General features: G+C 59.6%; 8 protein-coding genes and 2 pseudogenes (2 of these 10 cut by a window edge). 8 read left to right on the forward strand and 2 right to left on the reverse strand.

All coding sequences use genetic code 11. The annotated features are described in order from the left end of the window. From A3H92_00365 to A3H92_00390, 6 genes and pseudogenes are all read left to right on the forward strand, one after another. Positions 1–32 (forward strand): annotated as a pseudogene (locus A3H92_00365) (hypothetical protein); it begins 571 nt to the left of the window's first position. Between the two features lie 167 nt (positions 33–199). Next, positions 200–448 carry a hypothetical protein gene (locus tag A3H92_00370; protein OHC73502.1) on the forward strand — a complete coding sequence of 83 codons (249 nt, stop codon included), beginning with the start codon at positions 200–202 and terminating at the stop codon, positions 446–448. A 65-nt stretch (positions 449–513) separates the two neighbouring features. Next, positions 514–1560, forward strand: coding sequence for a hypothetical protein (locus A3H92_00375; GenBank protein OHC73503.1), 1047 nt, complete (start codon positions 514–516; stop codon positions 1558–1560). Beyond that, positions 1557–2678, forward strand: a complete 1122-nt coding sequence (locus A3H92_00380) for a hypothetical protein (protein ID OHC73504.1) — start codon at positions 1557–1559, stop codon at positions 2676–2678. Before A3H92_00375 ends, A3H92_00380 begins: the two co-directional genes overlap by 4 nt. Position 2679: 1 nt before the next feature. Next, positions 2680–3534, forward strand: a complete 855-nt coding sequence (locus tag A3H92_00385; protein ID OHC73505.1) for a hypothetical protein — start codon at positions 2680–2682, stop codon at positions 3532–3534. A gap of 1 nt (position 3535) precedes the next feature. Beyond that, positions 3536–5446: an asparagine synthase (glutamine-hydrolyzing) gene (locus tag A3H92_00390; protein OHC73506.1), complete on the forward strand. Its 1911-nt coding sequence runs from the start codon at positions 3536–3538 to the stop codon at positions 5444–5446. Here the strand turns inward: A3H92_00390 and A3H92_00395 are convergent. Beyond that, positions 5413–6564 carry a hypothetical protein gene (locus A3H92_00395; protein OHC73507.1) on the reverse strand — a complete coding sequence of 384 codons (1152 nt, stop codon included), beginning with the start codon at positions 6562–6564 and terminating at the stop codon, positions 5413–5415. The genes A3H92_00390 and A3H92_00395 overlap by 34 nt on opposite strands. Positions 6565–6592: 28 nt before the next feature. After that, positions 6593–6847 (reverse strand): hypothetical protein, encoded by a 255-nt coding sequence (locus A3H92_00400; GenBank protein ID OHC73508.1) that lies wholly within the window; start codon positions 6845–6847, stop codon positions 6593–6595. Positions 6848–7100: 253 nt separating this feature from the next. Here A3H92_00400 and A3H92_00405 point away from each other — a divergent pair, with 253 nt between their 5' ends. Both A3H92_00405 and A3H92_00410 read left to right on the forward strand, forming a co-directional pair. Then, positions 7101–8141 (forward strand): hypothetical protein, encoded by a 1041-nt coding sequence (locus A3H92_00405; GenBank protein ID OHC73533.1) that lies wholly within the window; start codon positions 7101–7103, stop codon positions 8139–8141. Next, positions 8138–9154, forward strand: a pseudogene (locus A3H92_00410) (hypothetical protein); it runs 978 nt beyond the window's last position. Before A3H92_00405 ends, A3H92_00410 begins: the two are co-directional and overlap by 4 nt.

Here is a 9154-nt window from a genome sequence, read left to right on the forward strand (position 1 = left end):
GGCCCGTGACTTCCCGGTTTTCGTTGTTCTGACGGGGCCGGCGCGGGGTTATGTCAAGCACGGCCTCGAAAAACACGGCATTCCCTACCGCCATGTTTTTTATGACGATTATCATGAGATCGTCGCCGGCTATCATGCCCTTGACCTCTATCTGGTAACCTCGCGGGAGGAAGGCGGGCCGCAGGCGCTGCTGGAAAGCATGGCTTGCGGCGTTCCGCTGGTGTCTGCCCGCGTCGGCATGGCGGAGGATGTCATCAGCGACGGCGTGAACGGAGCCTTGGTCGATGTCGGCGATGTGGACGCCATAGTCGGGCGCGGCGCGGCGCTGCTGTCGGATTCGGCCTTGGCGTCGTCGTGGCGGACGGCGGGACGCGCCGTGGCTGAACGTCATGACTGGAGCAAAGTCGCGCTTCAACTTTACGAGAAGGTCTATAAGGAGTTGCTCTGAACAACGTCAAAGAAAAAGAGCGTGCGCGTATCGCCTTCCTGTTCAAGGGAGGGCGGCGAGCCAGATTGAACGACGGCGGTTCCGGCCCGCGTGAATTCTTCTACGGATTTACCGGACTGAAGGAGGCGGGGGTTCCCGTGGAGCTGGTCGAGGAAGATGATTTCGGGGCTGCCCCGTCTTCGTGGCGGACGGGACGGAGAATAACCGGGTTGATCCACAGACTGACCGGCCTGAGCGCTCCGTCCATCGCCAAGTACGCGCAGGCGGATGTCTTGTCGCGGCTCAACGCTTATGACGTCATCGTCGCCACCACTAATTCCCAGGGAATGACGATGGCGTTTCTGCGGGCGTGGGGATGCCTCAGGGCGCGGGTTCTGTTCATTCCCATGGGGGTGCTGGAGCTGAATGCTCCGCTGTTGAAAAGAGCCGTCTGCAAGCGGCTGATGCGCCATGTGGCCTTGGCCCCCCTCGCCCAAGCCGAGGAAGATTATCTCGGCCGGCGACTGGGGTCTGGGATTGATATCAAGCGCCTGCCTTTCGGCGTCGATGCGCAATTCTGGACAGCCGCCGAGGTGAATAAAAGCGACGGCGATTATGTGCTCAGCATCGGCAACGACTGGAGCCGCGATTACGCGACGCTGGCCTCCGCCTGGCATCCGGAATATCCGCCGTTGAAGGTGGTGACCGGCCTGCCGGTGCCGCCTTCCGCCGGTTCGCTGGAGGTCATCGCCGGTGACTGGAAGCGGCAACTGTTGAGCGACGAAAAGGTGCGAGACCTTTTTCGAGGCGCCCGCTTTGTCGTTCTTCCCATCCGCCAAACGGTGCAGCCGTCCGGCCAAAGCGCCTGTATCCAGGCTATGGCCTGCGGCAAGGCGGTGATTCTTTCCGACATTGCCGGCCTGTGGAGCCGCGAGATAATGGCCGACGGCAAAACCTGTCTGCTGACGCCGCCCGGTTCGGTGGAAGGGTTGCAAAAGGCGGTCGAAGAATTGTTGGGCAATCCCAAGCGGGTAGATGAAATGGGTCGCTATGCCCGTCAGGCGGTCGATGATCATTTCAATTTGGAGATCATGACCAAGGCGCTGAAATTACGATTGGAGACTTTGATATGAGCGGCAAGGGTCTTCGCGATCCTTTTGCCAAGGGTCTTATACGCGCTGCCTACAGAAGGGCGCTCGGCCTTCACGAACGTCTGAGCGCCTTCACTTCGGGCGGCGGCGGCGAGCCGCGCCTCTATTACGGCGGCGCCAGGGGCGGCGATCTGGGCGGCCCCAAGGTCAAGATAAAAAAACTGAACGAGGCCTTTCCTGAGCGCTTGTGGTCCTACAATCTTGTTTATGTATTAAGCAACGCCCCTTATCTTCCTGCGGATTCACTCGCTCGTCTCAAGGCCAGGGGCATCCCTATCGTCAGCAATCAGAACGGCGTGTTTTATCCGGCATGGTTCGCCGGAGATTGGGAAGCCGAGAACAAGCGGATGGGCGAGCAATATCACCTCGCCGATTATGTCTTTCACCAGAGCGAGTTTTGCCGCCGCGCCGCCGAAAGGTTCCTGGGGGCGCGCGCCGGAGCCGGAGAGGTTTTGTATAACGCCGTCGATACCACGCGGTTTACTCCGGTTAAGAAAATAAAGCGCAGAGAAGGCGATCCCTTTTATTTCCTGCTGGCCGGCAAGGTGCAGGCCCATCAGGCCTATCGCATGGAAGCAAGCGTGCGCGGTTTGTCGGTAGCGCGCATACAGGGGTTAAATGCCAGACTCATCATCGCCGGCGCCATTGATGATCCGGCAAGGCAAAGCGCCATGAACGTGATCGGCAATCTGGGCATCGGCGATTTTGTCGAGTTCCGTGGCCCCTATGCCCAGCAACAGGCTCCTGCCTTGTTTTCCGCCGCCGACGCCTACATCATGACCAATCATCAGGATGCCTGTCCTTCGACGGTTATCGAGGCCATGGCTTCCGGTCTGCCGGTGCTTTATGCGAACAGCGGCGGCGTTCCCGAACTGGTCGGCGAGGCGGGGGGCGTCGCCATTGACACCGGGGAATGCTGGGACGAACAGTTGCTGCCGTCGCCGGATGCGGTGGCCGAAGGCATGGCGCAAATTGTAAAGAACCGCCGGGCTTTTGCCGCCGCCGCCCGCGCCCGCGCCGTGGAGCGTTTTGACCTCTCTCATTGGCTGGAGCGTCACCGGCGTGTTTTTGAATCGCTAAGACATGGGGAGCGCGTCTGAGATGGCGCGGGTCGGCGTAGTCATCCCCTGTTACAACGGCGGCGCTTACCTGCAAGGCGCGCTCCAATCCCTGAAGGCGCAGACTTGGTCGGATTTCGAGGTTGTCGTTGTCGATGACGGCTCCGATGACGCCGGGACTCTGCGGGCGCTTGAAGATATGGACGGCGTTCGTCTGGTGCGTCAGGAGAACAAGGGGTTGCCGGCGGCGCGCAACGTCGGCATGACGGCAACGAAGGCTGATCTGTTGCTGCCGCTTGACTGTGACGACCGGCTTGAACCCGAATTCCTGGAAAAGACCGTGGCGGCGCTCGACGCCGATCCGCAAGCGGCGTTTGCTTTCACCTATCTGCGCATGACCGGCGACAAACAAGGCGTACTGGCCAAGGATTATAATTTCTTCGTTCAGCTTTTTCTTAACCAGCTTCCCTATTGCATGCTCTTGCGCCGCGAGGCGTGGAGCGGCGTCGGCGGCTATGACGAGACCATGGACAAGGGCTACGAGGACTGGGAGTTCAATATCAGACTCGGCGCCGGAGGCTTTTACGGGGCGGTGGTGCCGGAGCCTCTGTTTATTTACAGGGTCAGCGCCGTCGGCATGTTGCAGGCCGTCTCGACGCGCCTGCATGCCCAGCTTTGGCTCGACATCCAACAGCGTCATCCGGGTTTGTACAGTCGCGCCGCCCTTGGCAGGATCAGAAGGGAATGGAGCAGGCGGCCCGGCCCCTATTCGCCGTGGAAGCTGATGGCATTGCTGGAAGCACACCGGCTTTTACCCGCCGCTGTTTTCAATAAGTTGTTCGCCCGATTGCAACGGTATTCGGCATCGGCGTATGCCGACCGAGGGGAGCCTTTGTAAAATGTGCGGTATCGCCGGCTTTATTGATTTGCGCGCCGAAACCTCCGCCGAGCGTCTTAACGCCCTGGCTGAGGGAATGGCTAAAGCCCTGAAACATCGTGGACCGGACGGCTCCGGGATCTGGACCGACGCCATTAACGGAGTGGCTTTGGCCCATAGCCGTCTGTCGGTGCGCGACTTGTCGGAAGCCGGTCGTCAGCCCATGGCCACGGAGGATGGCCGTTATATTTTGGTCTACAACGGCGAGATTTACGACGTTGATGATGTCCGCGCCGATCTTGAGCGGCGCGGGGTGCGCTTTCGCGGCTCATCGGATGCCGAGGTTGTGCTTTATGCCTGCGCCCGTCATGGGGTGGCCGAGGCATTGGGATATCTCAACGGCATGTTCGCCTTCGCCTTGTGGGACCGCGAGGAGAAGACTCTCACTCTGGCCCGCGACCGCATGGGCATCAAGCCGTTGTTCTTCGCCGAGGCGGAAGGCCTGTTCCTGTTCGGCTCCGAGCTTAAGGCGCCGGCAGTTCATCCCGGTTGGCGTTCGGAGATAAACCGCAATGCCTTGGCCGCCTATGCGCGGCTGTCTTATGTGCCGGCGCCGCTGTGCATCCGGCGGAATGCCGCCAAGCTGGAGCCGGGAACCATGCTGGCGCTTCGTCCGGGCGCCGAGCCGGAAATCACCCGCTACTGGGACATGGCCGAAATTGCCTGCCGGCGGCGGCTTGTCATGGAACCGGAAGAAGCCGCCGATGAACTGGAGCGGCTGCTTCGCCGGGCGGTGCGTCGCCATCTGGTTTCCGACGTGCCGCTGGGGGTTTTCTTGTCCGGCGGCATTGATTCATCGCTGGTGGCGTCCTTGATGGAGCCTCCGGTCAAGAGCTTCACCGTCGGTTTTGAAGAGTCGGATTATGATGAGTCCGCAGACGCCGCCGAGGTGGCCCGGCATTTGGGATGTGATCATTCCGCCATCACCGTTACCTCCCGCGAGGCATTGGACTGTATTGCCGATATGCCGCGATGCTACGACGAGCCTTTTGCCGACTCCTCGCAAATCCCCATGCTGTTGATTTCCCGCTTCACCCGCAGGCAGGTGAGCGTCGCCCTGTCCGGCGACGGCGGCGACGAGATGTTTGCCGGTTATAACCGTTATCTCTGGGCGCAACGCTATTGGCCGCTGCAACAAAGCATCCCGGCCTTTATTCGCCGTCCGGCCTCGGCGGCAATCGAGGCGATTGCGCCTTGTGTCTGGGACCGCCTCGGCGCGGTCATGTCCCTGCGCCGGTCGGGCGAGAAAATGCACAAGTTGGCGGCGGTGTTGCGGTCGGACGGCGCCGATGACGCCTATCGCCTGCTGACCGGCCACGGCGTTCAAACCGAAGGAGCAGTCATCGGCGGAAGCGAGCCGCCGATGCCGTGTCCTCCCCGTGAGCTTCATAGTTTGGCGGAGCGGATGCAATACCTTGACGCCGTTACCTATCTGCCCGACGACATTCTTGCCAAGGTTGACAGGGCAAGCATGTCGGTGGGGCTGGAGACGCGGGTTCCTCTGCTGGACCATGAAGTGGTCTCATTCGCCTGGAGTCTGCCGGAGTCGCTAAGAATTAACGGCGGGGGATCAAAGAGCCTCCTGCGCCGGGTATTGTATCGCCGTCTGCCGGCATCCCTGTTTGAGGGAAAGCCCAAGTCGGGTTTCGCCGTTCCCCTGGATGCGTGGTTGCGCGGCCCCTTGCGGGAGTGGGCCGATTCATTGCTGTCTGTCGAGGCGCTTCGCGACGGAGGTTTTTTTGATGCCGCACTGGTGCGGCGCTGGTGGGATGAGCATCTTTCAGCCGGACGAAATCGCCATCATGTCCTCTGGAATGTGTTGATGTTTCAATCATGGCTTCAGGAGAATGTGATTCCTAAAAGCTCCTCGTAGATTTTCAGCGTCTTTCTAATAACGATGTCCTCGTGAAAATGTTCTTCCACCAGGGCGCGGCTGGCGGCGCCCATTTTTTTTCTGAGTTCAAAATTGTTGAGCAGTTTTTCCATGGCCTCGGCCAGCGCCTCGGCATTATGCGGCGGGATCAGGAATCCGTTAACTCCGTCGTGGACGATCTCCCGGCAGCCGGGAACATCGGTGGCGACGATGGGTCTGGCGCAGGCCGCCGCTTCGAGGAGCGACTTGGGCAAGCCCTCGCGGTAGGAGGGAAGCGCCGCGATGTGGGCTTGGCGCCAGATATCATTCACGTTGCCGTGAAATCCCCGCCATTGAGTCAGGCCTTCGTCGTGCCAACGGCACAATTGTTGGGCGGATATGGAGGAAGGGTTATCCGGGTCCGGCATGCCGATAAGAAGAACGCGGACCTTGACCCCGCGTTTTTTTAACAGGCGCGTGGCCTCTACCAGTTCCCCCACGCCCTTGTTCCATAGCATGCGGGAAACCATGGCCACGGTCGGGAACCCGTCGGGTTCGGGAAGGGGATGGAACTGGGAAAGGGACACGCCTGATCCCCTGATCATCACCATGTTCTCCGGCCTGCCGAAACCTGCGTTCTGGAGGGTCTCGGCATCGTCCGGATTCTGAACGATGATGCGTCCGCGTTTGCGGTTTAGGAACATGCGCCCGATGAATTTCACTACAGGCTCAAGAAAAAATTGCTTCCAGTGTCCCTTGGTAAAGGCGAACCCGAGGCCGGTCATGGCGTTGACCACCAGCGGGACGTTCGCAAAGGTGGCGGCGACAGAGCCGTAAAGACTTGGCTTGAGGGCGACGTGATGCACCAGATCAGGTTTTTCCGTACGGTAAATTTTGACCAGATTGATGATTGATTTAATTTCCGAGACGATGGACAACCGGCTTCGCGGCAACAGGAAGGAAATGTGTTTGAACCCTTCCTTTGCGATCAAGTCCTTGTAGTCTTTGGCCCTGGTAACCACGATGACCTCGCCGCCGGCGTCTCTGGCGGCGCGCGCCAGCCCGAGCCGGTGCGAGACAAAGTACCAGTCTTCGGTCACCAGATAGAGGATGCGAAACTTCTTATGGGAAACGGTCACGGGATTTTAAGCTCCGGGGAAAGTTTATTCACCGTATGTTAAAGTATATCAGGATTGATTGGAACCGGCTGCGTCGCGCCTTGCCGTCATTGCGACCGCGACCGCGAGCATCAGCGACGCGGGACACGGGAAGCAATCCAGTGGCGGGGAATGTTCTCTGGATTGCTTCGTCTTGCTTCGTCGCTTTGCTCCTCGCAATTCTCGCAAAGACGGTGAGGGGGATCGCTTGAAGGAGGTTGATCCTGATTTCACCGTCATGCCCGTGCTTGTCACGGGCATCCACGTCTTGTTTTCAGGTTTTGGCGCGACAAAAAGACGTGGATTGCCGGGTCAAGCCCGGCAATGACGAAGGTTTGGGTTCCGGGAGTGACGAAGCAAAGAATAACGTCATGCCCGTGCTTGTCACGGGCATCCATGTCTTTGTTGCAGTCAATTCAGTTTGTTATCGACATGGGTTTTCTTTTGAAACGGAGATTTTGCTGGTTAGGGTTCTGATCAACGGGCTGCACGCCAAGAGCGGCGGCGGCGTGACTTATCTGCGGCGCATCCTGCCCGTCCTCGCGGCTGACCCCGAGCTTGAGGTGAGCCTCTGTCTGCACGAGAATCAACGCTCCCTGTTCAAGGATTCCATCGGCGATATCGGCGTTCATTACGCCCGTTTCAAGGACGGTTTTTATCGGCGGCTGCTTTGGGAGCAGTCGGTTCTTCCTTTCACGGCGCGTCGCCTCAAGGCCGAGGTTACGTTCTCGCCCGCCAACTTCGGGCCGTTGACGGCGCCGGGGCCGATAATCCTTCTACGCAATGCATTGGCCGTAGCGGATGAGGATAGGCGTCCTATGAAGCGCCTGTACTGGGCGGCCCTGACCTTCATGACCAGAGCGTCGTTGCTCACCTGTCGGCGGGCGATAGCGGTGTCGGCTTATGCCCGCGAGGCTTTGACCGAGGGCGTTGCCCGCAGGGTGCTTGATCGCGTCACCGTAATCCATCACGGCGTGGACGGAATGTTTGCGCCGCCCGTTCCCGGCTATAAGCGCGGCGACTTTCTTTTGTGCGTGGGAGACATCTATATCCAGAAAAACCTGCATAATCTGGTCGAGGCTTTGAGCCGCGTACGCGATGTTTTCCCCGATATCAGTCTCAAGGTAGCCGGTAGTTTTGTTGATGAGGATTATGGGGCAAGGGTGCGGGGTATGATTGAGTCCGCCGGACTCGGCGATCATGTGGAGTTTCTCGGTCATATCGCGGCGGGCGATCTGGTCGATCTGTACCGGAACTGCGCCCTGTTCGTGCATCCATCTACCGTCGAGACCTTCGGCAACCCGCCGGTCGAGGCCATGGCTTGCGGCGCTCCCGTCGTCAGTTCCAATGCTGCGGCGATGCCGGAGGTGCTGGGCGACGCCGCCTTGTTCTTCGATCCCAGGGACGTCGGCGCGATGGCCGACAGCATCATCCTTGCCCTCAAGGACGATGTTCTCAGAACCAGGCTCTCGCAAAAAAGCATAGAACGCGCCCGCAACTTTTCCTGGGAAGAAACCGGACGTCGCACGGCGCAAGTCATCAAGGATTGCGTAAGATGAGTTTGCTTCACCGCTTCAGATATGCGCGAGGCCTGTCATTCCCGACGGCGGCGGCCAAGGCCTTGCGTCTGGGCCGACGAACGATTGCCGGAAGATGGAAGCAGACGTTGCGCGGCAACCAATGCACCTACGAGAAAGCCGAGGCCGCCGGGGCGCCGCGATCAACCGGCTATGTTCCGGAGATTCCGCCGACGCTGCTTATATATTCAATGGAGTCCATTATCGCCGTCTGCGGCAACTATCTGGAACACCGTTTTGACCTGCTGGGTTCCGGTTGGGTGCGGGTGGAATGCGCCGATGCCGACGCCGAACAACTCGTCTCCGCTCTTTCCTCGGGCAATCGCGCCCGCGCCCGGCAGATCAGAAAGTTGATCGGCCCCGCTTACCGGCCTATTGACTGGCAGATCGATTTCAAGTCCGGCTACCGGTGGAGCGAGAGCCAATGGCATGAGACCATTCAGTACGGCCATCAGCCCGGCGTTGACATCAAGGTTCCCTGGGAACTGGCCCGTCTTCAGCATCTGCCTCAACTTGCCTTAGCCCATATTCTGACATCCGATCCGATTTATCGGGACGAATTCTGTAATCAGGCGCTCGATTTTCTGGCCGCCAATCCGCCGGGGTTCGGCGTCAATTGGGCATGCGCCATGGACGTAGCGATCCGCGCCGCCAATCTGGCAATGGCCATGGACCTGTTTACCAGACACGGCGCCGATTTCAGCGATGATTTTCGGAGTGAATTTTCAGCCGGGATTCTGTCTCACGGGCGGTTCGTCGCCGCCAATCTGGAATGGGGCGGCGAGGTCCGCGCCAACCACTTTTTGGCCGATATCGTCGGCTTGTTGTTCATCGCCGCCTATCTGGAGAGTTCGCCGGAGATCGACGGCTGGCTCGCTTTCGCCGTCAGTCAGTTGGTTATAGAGGTCAAGCGCCAGTTCACCGCCGACGGCGCCGGCTTTGAGGCGTCTACCGGCTATCATCGGCTGTCGGCGGAGATGGCGGCTTACGGCTCG

It is taken from the genome of Rhodospirillales bacterium RIFCSPLOWO2_02_FULL_58_16, from assembly GCA_001830425.1.
Classification (GTDB): domain Bacteria; phylum Pseudomonadota; class Alphaproteobacteria; order Rhodospirillales; family 2-02-FULL-58-16; genus 2-02-FULL-58-16.